At 46.2% G+C, this 1,254-nt stretch carries 1 protein-coding gene; it reads right to left on the reverse strand.

Features of this window, described 5'->3' with window-relative positions:
• The coding region (locus A3729_RS16755) for a ribonucleotide reductase N-terminal alpha domain-containing protein (RefSeq protein ID WP_369820141.1) at nucleotides 1-1,222 on the reverse strand (1,222 nt) is incomplete at its 3' end.
• Between the last annotated feature and the right edge of the window lie 32 nt (nucleotides 1,223-1,254).

A 1,254-nucleotide genomic window follows, 5' to 3' on the forward strand; every position in this document is an offset into this window, starting at 1 on the left:
TTTCAGTAAACTCGATTGACTCAGGTGAGCCATAAGCCATCTTAAGCATGGTGCAGGTAGAGCCAAGACCCAGAATTCCCATACCGTGACGGCGCTTGAAGTTAATTTCGTTACGCTGGCCAATTAGCGGAAGGCCGTTGATCTCGACAACGTTATCAAGCATGCGCGTAAAGATGCCCACAGCTTTTTTATACTTTTCGAAGTTAAAAAAGGCTTTGTCAGTAAATGGACGCTCAACAAATTTGGTCAGGTTCACCGAGCCTAGCAAGCAGCTGCCATAAGGTGGTAGAGGTTGCTCGCCGCATGGGTTGGTTGCGCGAATGTTTTCACAATACCAGTTGTTGTTCATCTCGTTAACTTTATCGATAAGGATAAAGCCTGGCTCAGCGAAGTCATAGGTAGACGTCATGATGCTGTCCCAGATGTACTTCGCTTTTACAGTGTTATAAATGCGACACGCTACCTGACCTTCATCATTAGTAATATAGCTTGTTTTAACTGGGAAGCTACGAAATACGAATTGGCTCTCATCACTTAGGTCAAGATTGTCTTCTTCAACTTCTTCAGCAGTAACAGGGAAGGATAGCTGCCAGTCAGCGTCATTCTGAACCGCTTTAATGAAGTCTTCGGTAATTAGTAATGAAAGATTGAACTGACGTAGTCGGCCGTCTTCACGTTTTGCACGTACGAAGTCCAGAACGTCAGGGTGGTGTACATCAAAGGTCGCCATTTGCGCACCACGACGCCCACCAGCAGATGAAACGGTGAAGCACATCTTGTCAAAGATATCCATGAAAGATAGAGGGCCTGAAGTGGTTGCACCTGCACCAGCAACGTAAGCACCTTTAGGGCGTAGCGTTGAAAACTCATAACCAATACCGCAACCAGCTTTAAGAGTTAGGCCTGCTTCATGGTTTTTGAGCAAGATATCATCCATTGAATCGAACACAGTACCCGAGACAGTACAGTTAATGGTTGATGTTGCCGGCTTATGCTCGCCTGCGCCGGCATTAGACATGATTCGGCCGGCTGGAATAACGCCGTTTTCTAGTGCCCACTTGAAGTCGTTGTAGACGGTTTCTCTTTTGCCCTCTTCTTCTACAGATGAAAGCGCTTTGGCAACACGCTCATAGGTAGCGTCAATGTTTTGATCGACGGCCTGACCAGTTTTAGTTTTTAGCTGGTACTTAGTGTGCCAGATATCTTGAGAAGCGTCTTGCATTGGTAATGGAGAGACAAGTGGTTCAACTTTGG

The sequence above is a fragment of the Oleiphilus sp. HI0043 genome, assembly GCF_001634935.1.